The sequence below is a fragment of the Rhizobium giardinii bv. giardinii H152 genome, assembly GCF_000379605.1.
GTDB lineage: Bacteria > Pseudomonadota > Alphaproteobacteria > Rhizobiales > Rhizobiaceae > Pararhizobium > Pararhizobium giardinii.
Genome location: NZ_KB902613.1, coordinates 168,292 through 182,521 on the forward strand (window position 1 = coordinate 168,292; position 14,230 = coordinate 182,521).

At 57.2% G+C, this 14,230-nt stretch carries 15 protein-coding genes; 1 reads left to right on the forward strand and 14 read right to left on the reverse strand.

Annotated features, from left to right (window positions below; translation table 11 throughout):
* Positions 1 to 7: 7 nt before the first annotated feature.
* The 9 genes from A3AY_RS0110755 to A3AY_RS0110795 form a co-directional block, all read right to left on the reverse strand.
* Positions 8 to 706, reverse strand: a complete 699-nt coding sequence (locus tag A3AY_RS0110755) for a CoA transferase subunit A (RefSeq protein ID WP_026203315.1) — start codon at positions 704 to 706, stop codon at positions 8 to 10.
* Positions 707 to 853: 147 nt separating this feature from the next.
* Positions 854 to 1,531, reverse strand: coding sequence for an amino acid ABC transporter permease (locus A3AY_RS35015; RefSeq protein WP_018325686.1), 678 nt, complete (start codon positions 1,529 to 1,531; stop codon positions 854 to 856).
* The gene (locus tag A3AY_RS0110765; protein ID WP_162709215.1) at positions 1,531 to 2,184 is read right to left on the reverse strand and encodes an ABC transporter permease subunit; all 654 of its coding nucleotides are present in this window, start codon (positions 2,182 to 2,184) and stop codon (positions 1,531 to 1,533) included. The genes A3AY_RS35015 and A3AY_RS0110765 overlap by 1 nt, the downstream gene beginning before the upstream one ends.
* A gap of 39 nt (positions 2,185 to 2,223) precedes the next feature.
* The gene (locus A3AY_RS35020) at positions 2,224 to 3,186 is read right to left on the reverse strand and encodes a 3-hydroxyacyl-CoA dehydrogenase NAD-binding domain-containing protein (RefSeq protein WP_018325688.1); all 963 of its coding nucleotides are present in this window, start codon (positions 3,184 to 3,186) and stop codon (positions 2,224 to 2,226) included.
* A gap of 30 nt (positions 3,187 to 3,216) precedes the next feature.
* Positions 3,217 to 3,999 carry a transporter substrate-binding domain-containing protein gene (locus A3AY_RS0110775; protein WP_018325689.1) on the reverse strand — a complete coding sequence of 261 codons (783 nt, stop codon included), beginning with the start codon at positions 3,997 to 3,999 and terminating at the stop codon, positions 3,217 to 3,219.
* Positions 4,000 to 4,034: 35 nt separating this feature from the next.
* The gene (locus tag A3AY_RS0110780; protein ID WP_018325690.1) at positions 4,035 to 4,829 is read right to left on the reverse strand and encodes an amino acid ABC transporter ATP-binding protein; all 795 of its coding nucleotides are present in this window, start codon (positions 4,827 to 4,829) and stop codon (positions 4,035 to 4,037) included.
* A gap of 209 nt (positions 4,830 to 5,038) precedes the next feature.
* A complete protein-coding gene (locus tag A3AY_RS0110785; RefSeq protein WP_018325691.1) occupies positions 5,039 to 5,944 on the reverse strand; it encodes a beta-keto acid cleavage family enzyme in 906 nt (301 codons plus the stop codon).
* Between the two features lie 344 nt (positions 5,945 to 6,288).
* Positions 6,289 to 6,702 carry an acyl-CoA thioesterase gene (locus A3AY_RS37715; protein WP_154663275.1) on the reverse strand — a complete coding sequence of 138 codons (414 nt, stop codon included), beginning with the start codon at positions 6,700 to 6,702 and terminating at the stop codon, positions 6,289 to 6,291.
* 74 nt (positions 6,703 to 6,776) lie between these two features.
* Positions 6,777 to 7,577, reverse strand: coding sequence for a 3-hydroxybutyrate dehydrogenase (locus tag A3AY_RS0110795; protein ID WP_018325693.1), 801 nt, complete (start codon positions 7,575 to 7,577; stop codon positions 6,777 to 6,779).
* A 108-nt stretch (positions 7,578 to 7,685) separates the two neighbouring features.
* Here A3AY_RS0110795 and A3AY_RS0110800 point away from each other — a divergent pair, with 108 nt between their 5' ends.
* Positions 7,686 to 8,552 (forward strand): LysR family transcriptional regulator, encoded by an 867-nt coding sequence (locus tag A3AY_RS0110800; protein ID WP_018325694.1) that lies wholly within the window; start codon positions 7,686 to 7,688, stop codon positions 8,550 to 8,552.
* Positions 8,553 to 8,556: 4 nt separating this feature from the next.
* On the opposite strand, the gene A3AY_RS0110805 is transcribed toward A3AY_RS0110800, so the two are convergent.
* From A3AY_RS0110805 to A3AY_RS0110825, 5 genes are all read right to left on the reverse strand, one after another.
* Entirely contained in the window at positions 8,557 to 9,804 is a 1,248-nt protein-coding gene (locus tag A3AY_RS0110805; RefSeq protein ID WP_018325695.1) for an FAD-dependent oxidoreductase, read from the reverse strand.
* Positions 9,805 to 9,812: 8 nt separating this feature from the next.
* Positions 9,813 to 10,283 carry a RidA family protein gene (locus A3AY_RS0110810; RefSeq protein ID WP_018325696.1) on the reverse strand — a complete coding sequence of 157 codons (471 nt, stop codon included), beginning with the start codon at positions 10,281 to 10,283 and terminating at the stop codon, positions 9,813 to 9,815.
* A gap of 2 nt (positions 10,284 to 10,285) precedes the next feature.
* Positions 10,286 to 11,005 (reverse strand): gamma-glutamyl-gamma-aminobutyrate hydrolase family protein, encoded by a 720-nt coding sequence (locus tag A3AY_RS0110815; RefSeq protein WP_018325697.1) that lies wholly within the window; start codon positions 11,003 to 11,005, stop codon positions 10,286 to 10,288.
* A 9-nt stretch (positions 11,006 to 11,014) separates the two neighbouring features.
* Positions 11,015 to 12,172 (reverse strand): M20 family metallopeptidase, encoded by a 1,158-nt coding sequence (locus A3AY_RS0110820; RefSeq protein WP_018325698.1) that lies wholly within the window; start codon positions 12,170 to 12,172, stop codon positions 11,015 to 11,017.
* 214 nt (positions 12,173 to 12,386) lie between these two features.
* Entirely contained in the window at positions 12,387 to 14,222 is a 1,836-nt protein-coding gene (locus A3AY_RS0110825) for a sigma-54-dependent Fis family transcriptional regulator (RefSeq protein WP_018325699.1), read from the reverse strand.
* Positions 14,223 to 14,230: the final 8 nt, after the last annotated feature.

Here is a 14,230-nt window from a genome sequence, read left to right on the forward strand (position 1 = left end):
CTGCCCTTCAAGCCGCCGCGCGCGTCGTGCGCTGTTCGATGCGTTTCTCGTGCTGGCCCTGGATCAGGCGGTGCACATAGATCCCCGGCACATGGATATGGTCGGGATCGAGGCTGCCGACCGGCACGATCTCCTCGACTTCGGCGACGCAGATCCTGCCGCAGGTGGCGGCCGGCGGATTGAAGTTGCGAGCCGTCTTGCGGAAGACCAGATTGCCCGACGTGTCGGCCTTCCAGGCCTTGACGATCGACAGGTCAGCGACGATGGCGGTCTCGAGAACGTAGGTCTCGTCGTTGAAGGTCTTTGTCTCCTTGCCCTCGGCAACGACGGTGCCAACACCGGTCTTGGTATAGAAGCCGGCTATGCCGGCGCCACCGGCGCGCATGCGCTCGGCCAGCGTTCCTTGCGGATTGAACTCGAGCTCCAGTTCGCCGCTGAGATACTGGCGCATGAACTCGGCGTTCTCGCCGACGTAAGACGAGATCATCTTCCTGATCTGCTTGGTCTTCAGCAGCACGCCGAGGCCGAAGTCATCGACACCGCAGTTGTTCGAGGCGATCGTCAGCTCTTTGGTGCCCGCCTCACGAATCGCGCTGATTAACAGTTCCGGTATGCCGCAAAGGCCGAAGCCGCCTGCAGCGATGAACATTCCGTCAGACAAGAGCCCGTCAAGTGCTGAAGCAGGGCTGCTGAATACCTTTTGCACGTCATCACTCCAATCTAGTTTCTAATCAGGCACGCTCATCGAAATCGCCCGATGGGTGACAAAGGTAATCCGTCCACCAAACGGCTCCGGAACACGCCGTGATGATTTGACGCGAGTTCGCTGGAACCAACTTGCCGAATTGCGGACTTACATAGCTGTTCGTTTTCTGATCGCAGCGAGCGCCAGATCGATAAGGCCGACCATGAGCAAGTAGAAGACGGCAGCGGCGATGTAAGGAGAGATGTTGTCAGAAAAAATCTTGCCATAGGATCGAGCGTTGCTCAACACATCGGAAACGGCGATCGCACTTGCAAGCGACGTTGCTTTGAGCGTGAACACCAACTCGTTCCCAATTGTCATGACCGAGTTGCGAAATGCGATCGGTAAAACTACGCGCCGAAGGGCCATCCCTTCGCTCATACCGACGGCCATGCAAGCCTCGACTTGCCCCGGTGTCACTGATTTGATCCCACCTCGGAGAACCTCTGCCAGATATGCCGCGTTATTCAAGCTGAACCCGAGCACCGCAATCGCAAATGAGTACCGAAAAAATACGTCCCACAGCGGCCCGTGTCGGATGACGCCGACTGTCGGCAAGGCGTAGTACAAGAAGTAAAGCAGCGTTAGAAGTGGAATAGCCCGAAACGAGAATGTGAATGCTACGCCGGACCAGCTCAAGACAGGGTTGTCGCTGTTCGAGAGCACCGCCACGCCGGTGCCTAGGGCCAGCCCGAAGACCATTGCAAGCGTGGTGAGTGCGATTGTGATCGGGATCCCACGTGCAACTGCGAGCCAGAGTTCAGAATGGAAAAGAAGATCAAACATCACAGTTGCTTTGCAGTTTCGAGCCGGCGCTGGAAGATGGTCAAAATCGCAGATACGGCGAGGTAGATTGCCGCTGCATATCCAAACGCCGCAAGTGGATCATGGGTGGCGCCCGAAACGATCTGCGCTCGGCGGGTTAGTTCCGTGACGCCGATGGCGGAGGCGATTGCCGTCAACTTGATGACGACCAACAGCAAACTTCCCAAGCTGGGAGCAGCGAGACGAAGCATCAACGGAATCGCGATGCGAACATTGATGAGATATCCCGGCATACCAACAGCATGTGCCGCTTCAAGCAAGCCGCGAGGAACCGCTCGATAAGCGTCCGAGAAAATTTGGCAGGCGTAGGAACCAATCTGTACGCCAAAGGCGAGTAGCGCCGCGGCAAATGGGCTCAGGTCTGGAATTCCGACGGAGCGGGTAAACGCGATCGAGCCGTAGTAGGTTAAGAGGATAGTCAGCAATTCCGGAAGAGCGCGGAATACGCTGATGTAGATCGCAATAAGGAGCTTAACGAACCCCGATGAGTGATCGCGGATAAGTGCCAGCACCAAGCCGAGCGCAGCTGCCGCAACAAACGACGAGCCGCCCAACGCAACGGATGCGATAATCCCTTGGGCCAGATAAGGTAGATAGTCTGTCGTAGTAAACACGAGGAGCTGCCTTTGGCTGATGTTTCCTGGCGGTCTAGTTCATGCCGAAGCATGCCTTTTCACTAGCGTTTCCAAGGCTTTTCGAAGGGCGATCACGCCCGAGTTCCTGAGGTCAAGAAGCGGGCTCTGTCCCCCTGATCCAATTTCTTCTTGCACTTCTTGTGCATAGGCTGCGATCAACGGCTCAGGATCGAACTCTGCATTCGCGACGAAACCGCCTTTGATCTCGTCTACCAACCCCTTGACGAAACCCTCATACATAGACGGGTTTTGGGTACCCAGGTAGAAGACACTGGACGGCCCCATCACGGCCCAACGAAGCGCCGGGCCAGCCGCGATCGCGCGGTCGATCGTTTCCAAATCCGCCACCCCTTGGGAATAGATATAAAATATTTCCTTCAGAACGGCTGCCTGTATGCGATTTCCGATGTAACCTTCGATCTCGCGCTTGAGTTCTACGACTTCACATCCGGTTGATGTATAAAACCCTGCTGCAGCCTTTGCGGCGGCAGTCGCGTTTTCGCCTCCCGCGATCTCAACCAAAGGGATCAGGTAGGGCGGATTGAACGGGTGACCGATGATAATTCGCTCAGGCGCCTTGGCCATCGATCGCAAGTCTTTTGCCAGGAAGCCCGCTGAACTCGATGCAATGATAGCGTCTTCGGGTGCAAAGGCGGTGATTTCCTGGAAGAGAGCTATCTTCTGGCTCAAGACTTCCGGGGAGCTTTCCTGAACGAACTTCGCTCCGCGAAGCGCATCTTGCAAGCTCGTCGTGAATTTTACCCGCTCCAGGCTCGCGTTTGGTGACAGCCCAAGCTCCTCCAGCGCCGGCATCGCTCGCTCCAGATAGCCGTCAAGCCATTCTTTCCGCTCGAGTACCGGATCGTAAACCACGACGTCCAGCCCGGCGCGCATAAAGTGCGCAGCCCATCCGGCTCCGATATTTCCAGCGCCTATGCAAACGACGCTTTCGAAACGCTTCTCCGAGAACTGCGCACTCATTTCGACCTCGATTCCAGCTAGAGCGACAGATCAATTGCCGAGGATGTTTCTACCGAAGTACTTTTGGGAGATCTGGTCGTACTTTCCATTCTTCACGATCGTATCCAGTGCGATCTTCAGCTTCTCGGCCCATTTGTCGTCGCCCTTGCGAAGCATGAAACCCTGTCCTTCGCCAAAATAGTCGGGATTGCGAACACTTTCGCCGACCATCTTGAGAGCATCAGGCTGCTTCCTTGCGTAGGCGTAGTACAGCTGATTTTCATCGCCAAATACTGCATCGACCCTGCCAGTGCTCAGATCGAGAATGGCATCATTGACTTGCTCATACGGCTGGATGGTTGCGTACTTCGAGAAAGTGTCATTCGTATACTTTACAGTGCCCCCAGAACCTTTCTCGATCCCGATGGTCTTACCCTTGAGCGTCGCTTCAGTCCCATCAATCTCTGAATTTGCCGGGACAATAAACCGGAAAGTCGGCCTGATGTACGGACCGACCATCGTGAACTTCTCCAAGCGCTCCTTGGTCATGGCATAGGTATTGATCAGCGCGTCGATCTGACCTGACTGCAAGGCAGAGATTGACCCATCGTAAGGGATTGGTTGGATATCGCATGTCACATCGATAGCCTCGCAAAGCGCGGTGGAAATCTCGAAGTCAAACCCGGTCAGCGTTCCATCCGGGGTTTGGAATGAAAAGGGTTCGTAAAGCGGGTCCATACCGACTTTGAGCGTATCCTTTGCTTCAGCAACCTGTGTTGCCATCGCAAGGGCCCCGGCCAATCCAATCACCGCCAATAGCTTTTGCATTTTCATGAGCTGTTCCTTCCGTTTTGTTGTGGTTTTAGACTTTAGTGCCGCATGCGCGCCAGGAACCGCTGAAGTTCCTCGGACTTCGGGGATGCGATGAGATCCCGAGGCGGGCCTTCTTCCTCGACGAGTCCTTTTCGCAGAAAAATCATCTTGCTTGAGACGTCACGTGCAAAGGCGATCTCGTGCGTGACGATCAGCATCGTCCTTCCTTCCTTCGCGAGGTCGGTCATGACCGCAAGGACCTCTCCCACCAGTTCTGGATCCAACGCCGATGTTGGCTCATCGAAGAGGAGGACGTCGGGGTTCATCGCGAGGGCACGCGCGATTGCCACCCGCTGCTGCTGTCCGCCTGAGAGCTGAGATGGCCGATAATCCGCTCTTTCCGACAGACCAACGCGGGCGAGAAGATCGAGGGCGCGGGATCGCGCAGCTTTTGGCGGTTCTTTCAGGACTCGAACCGGGCCTTCCATGACATTTTCTGCCGCCGTCATGTGTGGCCAGAGGTTGAAGGATTGGAAGACCATCCCCACTTCGCGACGCAGTTGACGCAATTTCTGTTTGCTCGCCCGAGAGCGACTAAGGGCATCGGATGCCTGATGGGTTTCACCCCGAATGGTGACCGTCCCGCCCGTTGGAATTTCGAGAAAGTTCAAACAGCGCAGGAAGGTGGATTTTCCTGAGCCAGACGCACCGATCAAGCTGATCACATCGCCACGCTTCGCTTCCAAAGAAATTCCGCGAAGAACCTCGATGTTCGCGAAATGCTTTTCAATCTTGTCAGCGCGCAGCACGAAGCCGGTGTCGAGAGCCTTGATGTTGGAGTTCATCTGCATTTTGTTCCCTCGTCTCCAAGTAGCCAAGGTACATTGAGGCCCTTAGATGATTTGTTTTTGCAGCTAATTTCAGCGGCAACTTTAACACCAGTACGCACACCGGAAAGGTAGATTATCGAATTAATTCATTCACAATGTGAATGAAAAAGACCGCGCTTCGCTGGTACCTGCCATGGCGCCGCGGTCCATATTCACAGCGTGTGCGCCTCTTAGGCTCTTGGCTTTTCCAGCCCGAGCTTCTGTCGAGTTTCGGATGCGGACAGAACGGATCCGCCCATGCCTCGGATGAGGCCCACAGCCCGCTCGACCAAGGTGTCATTATCGGCAAAGACACCCTTATCGAGATAAAGATTGTCTTCCAAACCGACCCGAACGTTTCCGCCTTGGCCGACGGCGAGCGGAACAAATCGCAGCTCGTCGCGGCCGATTGCAAACGCGCTCCAGGTCGATTCTGCTGGAGCCAGTTGCTTGAAGGCATCGAGAACGAATGGTTCAGCTGGCGCGCCGCCGGGAATGCCGAGGCAGAATTGAATGAGCGGCGCCCCTTCAAGGAGGCCTTCAGCGAACATTTTCTTCACGAAGGCGAGGTGTCCGAGCTCGAAGACTTCGAGTTCCGGCTTTATTCCGAGCGAACGGATGTGCTTGGCCATCGGCCGAAGATATGTACCGGGAGCCAGGTACACCAAGTCGCCGTCGCCAAAATTCATGGAACCGCAGTCCAAGGTGCATATTTCAGGCTTCAGCTTCGGGTCACGGCACAGACGATCCAGATGCTGCAGCCGCTCGATCGGGCCGAGCAGATCTGTGCCCGGCCCTGCAAGCTCCTTTTCCGGCGTTTCTGTCAGCACCAAGTCGCCGGCCATGCCGCAACTGACGTTGATGATCACATCCGTGTTGCTGTCGCGAATGAGAGATACGATCTCCGCAAAAAGTTCCGGATCCCTGCTCTGCTGACCCGTTTGCGGGTCTCGCGCGTGGAGGTGGACGATGGCAGCACCCGCTTTTGCGGCCGAGATGGCAGCGTCCGCAATTTCCCGAGGCGTAACCGGTATCCGGGGGTGGCGAGAGACAGTGTCCGCACCGCCAGTTACCGCGCAGGTGATGAATGTGCCCATTATCGATCCTTATCTGATTACAGGCGACGTCGGTTCCTACGCGCCTCCATAGGAGAGTTGACAGCACTCGACCTACACTCGCTTGCCATCGCATCGATTTTCAAATCCGCGATGCTGTCTTCGAAAGAACTATGACCCTGAGCTGGCCCTCAGACAAATTATCGCTTGTCATTAATCTATTCTCAAAACGAATAGATTCGATCGGTCCGCCTGAGGTGAAAGTTGCAACGCAAAAAAGCTGCCGTCCCACGGGGACGACAGCGAGAGAGCCCTTTCGGGCTGGGGAACGCTGAAGTCGGAATTGGTCAGTCCGCACTGATGCGCGGATTACCTCAACAGATCTATCAGTCGACCTGCTGCGATAGCAGATGTTCGGCAGCGGTTCGGATGGTATCGGGCAACGGCACGGCTTGACGCTTTTCGAGGTCGAACATAACGCTCACGACCTCCATTGTTGCATGCAGATTGCCGCAGGGACCAGTCAGTTCGTGTTGAAAAGTCAGTGACGTCCGACCGACCTTGATGACGCGAGTGCAAACTCTCAGCAATCCGCCAGATCTAATCTCTTCACGGAATTCGACCACATGACGCACGTCCGCCCATCCAAGATGAGCGTCGGCGAGTTGATCTACTCCGCCACCAAGACCACCAACAAAGAAGGATGACGCGTCATCGAAGAACGCCGTGTAAAAACGGACGTTCATATGTCCCATCGCATCACAAAGCCACGGATGTGCTACGGCTTTCAGTGTTTCCACGTGAGATCCCAATCTTCGTAGGGTTGCGCCCGGTCGTCGACACGGCCACAAAGCAAAAGTTTTTGACGCATCTGCTAGGCGCTGATGCCGCCATCGACGGGCAAGGCGATACCGGTGATGGACCGCGCGTTTTCACTGCATAGAAAAAGCATAGCCGACGCGACTTCAGTCGGATCAACGAAACGCTTGGTGGGCATTTCATTCAGGAAATGCTCTTTTGCCGTCTGCTCGATAGACAGACCGAGGGCCGCAGCTTTCGCTTCAACTTGCGCGGCCGCGAGTGGTGTATAGACCCAACCGGGGCAGATCGCATTGCATGTGATGCCGAGTTCAGCGCCTTCTAATGCCACCGTTCGGGTAAGCCCGAGAATGCCGTGCTTTGCGGCGACATATGCCGTCTTGCCGACTTCGCCGGCGAGCGCCAGCGTCGAAGCAGTGTTGACGATCCGACCCCATCCCTTCCGTTTCATTCCCGGGAACACGGCCTTGATGGCATGGAATGCTGCGCCAAGATTCACAGCCAGCAGTCGGTCCCATTGTTCGGTCGGGAAGTTCTCCACGCCGCTCACAAACTGAACGCCGGCGTTGTTTATGAGAATATCGATGTCGCCTAATTGCGTGATCGCGGCCTCAACCAAGGCGCCGCCCTGTCGGCCATCTGATAAATCGTGATCGAAATGGATGCTCTTGCGGCCGCTGAGCTCGCTGAGTTCGTCCACAAAGCGAGAAATGGAGTCCCGATCGCCGAGACCATGGATGGCAACCTGTGCACCGGATCGGGCGAACGTCCTCGCTATGTCTTGCCCCATTCCGGTTGTGGAGCCGGTGATCAGTACCGTCCGTCCAGCCAGCGGTACACTAAAATCGGTGTCCATGATTGCTCCTCGAATGCCTTTATTGGCTAAAAGCTATCAGACACCGTATTTGAAGATAACGCGTTTTCTGTTATCGATATATGCAATTCCTGAATAAATGGGCGACGGATGGACATCGGGCTTTTACGAACATTCACAGCAGTCGCGGCACTGGGCAGTTTCTCCGGGGCCGCGCAGCGTCTGAATATGACTCAGTCGACGGTCAGCCAGCAGATTGCTCGCCTCGAAGAACACCTGGGAAAGCAACTGTTAATTCGCACAACGCGGCGCTGTCGCCTTACCCATGATGGTGACGAGCTTATGGAGCGCGCCAGCCAGGTGGTGGCGCTTGTCGACGAGATGGAAAACGCGTTCAGACCCGAGTTAAGCAGTGGAACCGTCGTCGTGGGCGTCGTTGACGACTCCTACCTTTTCGCTCCGCTCACGCGAGCTCTGGCGGAGTTCGTCGAACGGCGCCCCACAGTAAACATTGAAATAAGGGCAGGAATGTCCGCGGACCTTTTGCGCGAGTTGAAAGCACGGAATATTGAACTCGCTTTGCTGCGGGTTGATCCTGAGGTGGAGCGTGCGGGGCTCTTACAGACCAGCAAGCTGGTTTGGATCTCGGCACCCACGTGGCAGGTTCCAGCAAATGGAGTCATTCCATTGGCAGTCGTCGGCGGCACATGCAACTATCACAAGGTTGCTGTCGAGACACTGAGGCGGGCGCAGCTCCAATCGCGGCGCGTAGTCACCTGCAGCAGTCTGGAAGGCGTGCTGGAGGTCGTCCGAGCCGGTCTTGCGATTTCCGTGGTGCCGGAGGGTGAACTGCGTAGTGGCATGGAGATCGTGAGCGATCATCGCCTTCCAAAGCTTCCCCATACGGGTCTCAAAATCAGCTTTAGCGATCAGGAACCATCGCTGGCAGCGAAGCAATTGGCTCGAGTTATCGAGCACACGCTTCAGAACCAGGTCCCGCTCAGGCGCCAGGCCTGACGTTCTAGTGCAACGTGGCCGGGTCGACCATGTAATTGGTTGACGTCGACGGGTGAACTAGATCAGCAAGCTTGTTGGCGGTTGCCATCGACAGTGTCCAGCCCAGCGATCCATGGCCGCAGTTGAGGTAGAGGCCTTTGACTTTCGTTTGGCCGACAATAGGTTTGCTGTCGGGAGTGACTGGTCGAAGTCCGGTCCACGGGTGGACCTCTCCGTCGAAATCTCCTGCTTTCGGGAAGATGCCCTTCGCGGTGGCGAGAAGGGTGCGAAACCTGTCCTCTCTGAACTTACCATTGAGGGGCCCGATGTCGGCCAGCCCCGCAATTCGCAGTCGGTCGCCTATTCGGCAAAAGACCGTCTTTCGAGCTGTGTCGGTAACGCTCGCAACCGGGGCTGAGGCCAGAGCCGGAATAGTCAGCGAATATCCTTGAACGGGCCAGATTGGCAACGAGATTCCAGCGGTCCTGGCGATAGGTGCAGTCCACGCACCTAAAGAAATCACCGCGCGGGTGCATTGAAGTTCCTCCGATTCCGCTGTGACCCCGACAAGCTCGTTTGCGCGAGTCTGAATACGGCGGACCGTCGTGTTGAACAGAAAGCGCACGCCATAATCTCGCTCAAGGAGCAGCCGCAGGTTCCTGCAAAACAAGCTCGAATCGCCGGCCTCGTCGTGTGGCGACCATATGGCTCCCTCGAATAAATGACCGTAGTGCGCTAGCGCCGGCTCTTTCTCGAGCGCCTGCTCTCGCGTCAAGACGACCTGACCTGCGCCATAACGGTTCTTGAGCTTGCTGAGGACCTCTGCCTTGAGAAGACTCTCCCGACTGGAGAAAAGCGTGATCTTGCCGGTTTTGCTGTAATCGAATTCCAGCTTCCCTGAAAGTTCGGCGATGCCCGATCGGCTTTGCAGCGCAAGCTCCAAAAGGTCGGTCGTATTGTGTTCGAAGGCTTTCTGCGTTGCGTTGCCAAGAAAGCGCAGGCCCCATGCCATAAACGCCGGCGAGAGCGCCAGGCGGACCCGGAAAGCCGGGTCCAGCCCGAGAATGTATTTCGGGATGTTCATGGCGAGCGAGGGGGAGGCCATCGCATCGGTGTAAAAGTAGCTGAGTTGCGCGCCGTTGCCAAAACTGGCGCCGGCTTCCGCAGGCCCTGGAGCGGCGTCGATGACGCAGACCTCATGCCCTTTTTTTGCCAATGCGTAGGCGGACGTCATGCCGACGACGCCAGCGCCAAGTACTAGAATGCGGCTCATTGAAAACCCTAATCCCGAAGACGAGCGATGACTTCGACCTCGACCGGGACACCACGCGGCAGAGCCGCAACGCCGACTGCGAACCTGGCGTGCGCGCCAGATTCCCCAAAAACCTCGACAAACAGGTCGGAGGCGCCATTCACGACAGCGGGAATGTTGGTAAATTCTGGCGTGCAGGCCACGAAGCCGGAAACCTTGACAAGCTCCTGGATTCTCGACAGGTTTCCGTCCGTCGCCAACGACAACTGACTGATGACATTGAGCGCCGCCAGTTTCGCCGCTTCGTAGGCCATTTCTTGCGAGACTGCATCGCCGGCCCGGCCCGTATATTTCACCACTCCGTCCTCCAGGGGCAGTTGGCCCGAGACGTAAACCAGGCCGCGGTCCACTTTGAATCCGAGTAGGTTGCCGGCCGGCTTGGAGATTTTCGGCAGAGCGAGGTTGAGCGAACTGATGCGCTGTTCAGGGGTCTGGAGCATTGTCACTTTTTCTCCTGAGAATATTCTCGGGCCTGTGCCAGGAAGCCGTCGAAGATGATCGTGTCGATAGCGGCGACACCATATTCTGGATGCCACTGCACCCCGACGGCAAAGCCACCATCCTTCTTCTCCAATGCCTCCACCACCCCATCCGGAGAGACGGCGAGGACCTGGTAGGCATCCGAGGGAAGAACAGATTGGTGATGAACACTGTTTACCTCATGAATCTCGCCCACTGGTGTTTGCAGGTGGCGTGAGGTGCCGCTGATCTCGATCCGGTGGTGAGCAATTGAGGCCGATTGATCGGGCTTATGTTCGAGGGCGCCGTCGATGTCGGTAGGAATGTCCTGGACCAGTTCCCCGCCAAGGCATACAGCCAGAAGCTGCATGCCGTTGCAAATCCCGACAATGGGCATTGCGCGCGATAACGCTCCCTCAATCAAGGCCCGCTCGAAATTCGTTCGTGCAGGCTTCGTTACATAATCCTTGCGCGCAGTCTGGCGATACAGCGCCGGGTCGATGTCAAACATGCCACCGGTAACGAGCAAGCCGTCGATGGCATCCAGATAGTCATCGACGTGCTCATGATAAGGGAGGAGGAAAGGGAGGCCGCCGGCCTTCGAGATAGCGTCGGCGTAATTTTGCCTCACGACATATTCGGTTTCCGGCGCAGCGAGATCATTGATATCTGGCGTGATGCCAATACGTGGAAGGTGAGGCATGTTCATTCCCTATGATAGCCAGGCCCGAGCAACGTCTTGATAAATGTCGACGGCCTTGAGCACATTGTCGATCGACACAGACTCATTGGGTTGCCCGCTTAGTCCCAAGGAGCCGGGGCCGATGATCGCGAAAGGCACAGACAATCCGTCCAGCAGCACGGTGCCATCGCTGTAGTAAGACACCCCTTTGACGTCCGGTGGGGCCATCCGGTGACGGCCGCAAACGTCAACGCAGAGTTTGACGAAGCTGTCGTCAGGTTGGCTTTCCACTGCGGGCTTGAAATCCAGGATGCTTATGGACACGTCCTGGGGTGCCAACTTCTCGACCTGGGCCACGACCGCTGCATGATCCACGCCTGGAGGCAGCCGGATATCAAAATCGACCGTACAATTGTCTGGCGTGAGGTTGACCGCCGAGCCACCTTGGATGCGACCGACGCGAACTGTCGGCCCGTCGAGAAGCGGGTGCTGCGGATATTCCAACTTCATTGCGTAGAGGCGCGATAGGAACATGTGAATGAGATCAATTGCGTTGACGCCTGCCTCGCCAGAAACATGGCCAAGTCTGCCTGTCGCCGTCGCTCGGAGCCACAGAGCTGCTTTCTCCACGATTATGACGTCGAGATCACTTGGCTCGCCGCAAAGGAATGCTCCGATTTCTTTTTTCAGGCCCTGTTCGACGAACCGTCGAGCCCCGAGGAGATTTGCGCTTTCGCCGGCAGTAAACGCGAGTATCACGTCACCCTTCAGCTTTTCACGAGGTTCCTCGACCAGCTTGCCGGCGGCGGCAATCATGGCCGCAAGCGCGCTCTTCATGTCAGTTGAACCCCGGCCGTAAAGCCGACCATTCTCAACTTCACCCGAGAAGGGCCATCTCTGCCACGGCACGGTGCCCACCGGCACGGTGTCCATATGAGACGAGAGAACCAGGGCCGCCTTTTCACCAGTCCCTCGGATTCTGCCCAAAACATTCGCACGTCCCGGAAGAAATTCATCCAGCTCGGAGTCCACGCCTAGTGCGAGCAGTTCCTGATGCACCAGCCTGGCAACCTCGATTTCCCTGCCCGGGGGGTCGCAGCTGTCGATTGCAACGATCTGCTGAAGAAACCGGATGGGATCGAAGGAGCTTTTACCCGCGCTGACCGCTTGAGTAGTTACAGTCGACATAATTCATCCTCTACTTTTTGCAGCGGAGAATGGCGACTTTGACCCACTAACTGAAACGCAAAAGCATAATGAATTGATCGATGAACTTTATGAATTGCCGGTGCTTAGCGGTCAAAAGACTCAAGGTGAGGCGCTTCGGCGGAGAAACGCTGGGGAAGGAAATCGTTGCGAGACGGACGGCTCCGGACCTCAGCGGTGGATGGTTCTCACGAGATTACTCAAAATCCTCCCCCCTCGCCTGTAATGGAAAGCCGTAAGCGCGCATCTTGTTATAAAGGGTCTTGCGTGAGATCCCGAGATATCGCGCAGTTTCTCCGCGACGGAATCGATGCCTTTGAAGCGCATTGAGGATCCATTCCCGTTCGTCTGCCGGATGCGGCTGTGGCGCGTCAGCGCCACCCAAGGGCGGCAGATGCTCGGCCTTGATCCAATCGCCCTCGCAGCCAATGGCCGCCGTTTCGAGGACGGAACGCAGCTCGCGGATGTTTTCAGGCCAGCCATAGGTCATGAGAACGCGATAGGCCGAGTGGTCCACCGACAGCTTTCGGCTGCGACGATCCTTTCTGAGCGCCTGGAGAAAGTGTTCTGCAAGCAGGGGAAGATCCTCGAGGCGATCGCGCAGGCTGGGAAGGAGGATGTGTCCGGGGGCGAGGCGCGACTCCAGCGACGGGATGATCTGCCCGCTTGAGCCGAGCTCAGTTAGCGACCGCGTCGATGTCAGGATCAGGCGTCCTTCAAACCGCCCCCTGTCGTTGTCGCCGAGCCGCCGGTAGACCCCGGTCTCAATGACTTCCATCAACCGCTCCTGGACGTCTGAGGACAGGCACTCGATGTTCTCGATCAGCAAAGTTGCCTTTGGTTGATAGCCAAGCAGCCCAAGCATCTTGCGACCGCCGTCGCTTGGGGCCGAGCCAAACAGCGATTCTCCACTGGCGCCCACGGGGCTCGCGCTGATCAGTTTGCTCCCGGGACGTCTGGAAGCTTCATGAATGGCGCGTGCCAGAAGCTTCTTACCCGTTCCGACCTCTCCGGTAATCAGCACCGGCAGCGGAGAGGCCGCGAGCTTCTCGAACCGTTGCTTGATCTGCTGGATCGCCGGCGACCGGCCGACGATCGCGTATTCGCGCTGCACATGCTCGAGTTGGCGCTCCAGTTCATCAATCCGCTTCTGCAAGGTGCCAACCGACTTAAAGGCCGAGGTGATCTGCTCCATCGAGGCCTCGAGCGGTACGCGGTCAATGGTGGAGCCGCCGATATATCCATCGGCCCTCGATACCGCCGACACCTCGTACATCTGATCGGGGCTTACGATGGGACCACCTTCGAGGACACAGAGAGTGTTTTCTGAAATCGCCCTAATCTGGCGAAAGACGACCTTGGCGTACTCGGCCGCCTGCGTCAGGCTGAGCCCGGTGCGGCTTCCGACCGTACCCCCGACATTCCAGCCGAGATTGAGATTGATGATGTCGACGCCAGCGTGAGCGGCCTGCTGCGCCTCCGCCGCCGTGCGAACATAGGCGAGCGTTGCCATGCCTCTCTTCTGGGCGGCCCGGAGCATGTCGAGTTCGCGCTGGAACCCCAGTCCGGCGCGCTCGATCTCGGTCCGAAAGCGTCCATCGAGGAAGATGGCGGTCGGGAAGTTGACGATGGCGCCGAAGCCCGCTTTGGCAATGCTCTCCAGTACAGTCTCGATTGAGCATCTGGGATCGAAGGCGCTACCGCCGAAGAAGACCGGGACCTTGGCAACCGGAAGGATTTCCGATCGGGCGAAATCGAGAACGAAGTCATTGCTGTTGCGCAAGGCGAGCAGCGAGAAGATCGACGGGGCGCCCATGCTGCGCAGACGCCCGGCATTCAGCGCGAGAATGAAGTCCGCGCCGCCGCGGCAGGCCGCCTGGGCGGCCATTCCCGTGCCGATGGCGGCGCCGACGAGTGTCGAATTGGGCTTGCCAAGTGTGGCCTTGAGCGTCGCAACAATCTCCACCCTCGCATGCGCGGGAGCAGAGACGAGAGATCGAGGGTCGGCAGGATGTGCGATCGGATCAGCCATTGTGAGGC

Coding starts and splice junctions, on each gene's coding strand:
- A3AY_RS0110805 (WP_018325695.1), bottom strand. CDS start 9,804: ATGAGCCGCATTCTAGTACTTGGCGCTGGCGTCGTCGGCATGACGTCC.
- A3AY_RS35015 (WP_018325686.1), bottom strand. CDS start 1,531: ATGTTTGATCTTCTTTTCCATTCTGAACTCTGGCTCGCAGTTGCACGT.
- A3AY_RS0110800 (WP_018325694.1), top strand. CDS start 7,686: ATGGACATCGGGCTTTTACGAACATTCACAGCAGTCGCGGCACTGGGC.
- A3AY_RS0110780 (WP_018325690.1), bottom strand. CDS start 4,829: ATGCAGATGAACTCCAACATCAAGGCTCTCGACACCGGCTTCGTGCTG.
- A3AY_RS0110795 (WP_018325693.1), bottom strand. CDS start 7,577: ATGGACACCGATTTTAGTGTACCGCTGGCTGGACGGACGGTACTGATC.
- A3AY_RS0110820 (WP_018325698.1), bottom strand. CDS start 12,172: ATGTCGACTGTAACTACTCAAGCGGTCAGCGCGGGTAAAAGCTCCTTC.
- A3AY_RS0110785 (WP_018325691.1), bottom strand. CDS start 5,944: ATGGGCACATTCATCACCTGCGCGGTAACTGGCGGTGCGGACACTGTC.
- A3AY_RS0110825 (WP_018325699.1), bottom strand. CDS start 14,222: ATGGCTGATCCGATCGCACATCCTGCCGACCCTCGATCTCTCGTCTCT.
- A3AY_RS0110810 (WP_018325696.1), bottom strand. CDS start 10,283: ATGCTCCAGACCCCTGAACAGCGCATCAGTTCGCTCAACCTCGCTCTG.
- A3AY_RS0110815 (WP_018325697.1), bottom strand. CDS start 11,005: ATGCCTCACCTTCCACGTATTGGCATCACGCCAGATATCAATGATCTC.
- A3AY_RS35020 (WP_018325688.1), bottom strand. CDS start 3,186: ATGAGTGCGCAGTTCTCGGAGAAGCGTTTCGAAAGCGTCGTTTGCATA.
- A3AY_RS0110775 (WP_018325689.1), bottom strand. CDS start 3,999: ATGAAAATGCAAAAGCTATTGGCGGTGATTGGATTGGCCGGGGCCCTT.